The organism is Gemmiger formicilis (genome assembly GCF_016901605.1).
Classification (GTDB): domain Bacteria; phylum Bacillota; class Clostridia; order Oscillospirales; family Ruminococcaceae; genus Gemmiger; species Gemmiger formicilis_B.
In genome coordinates this window covers 1-218 of the sequence record NZ_JACJKP010000938.1, presented here as the reverse complement: position 1 = coordinate 218, position 218 = coordinate 1, and the positions used below count along the sequence as shown (strand labels likewise).

Sequence of the window (218 nt, the reverse complement as noted above, 5' to 3'; positions counted from 1 at the left end):
GCCTACTGCATGAGCCCCGACGGCCAGGCCCTGGCTACCGAGGAAGGCTACATCGGCGGCGAAGGCACCGAGTTCACCTCCACCCAGCCCAGCGGCAGCATCACGGTCGGCGGTGGTGTTGGCGGGGTTCACAACGACCGCGATGCCGTCCATGGCCAGCACGGTGGCGGTGGCGCCTTCGGCAGTTTCGGTATCCTTCAGCTCACGGCTGGCCATAC

At 67.4% G+C, this 218-nt stretch carries 1 pseudogene; it reads right to left on the bottom strand.

The annotated features are described in order from the left end of the window. Window positions 1–218, bottom strand: a pseudogene (locus H6B10_RS18505) (hypothetical protein); the annotation flags it as partial.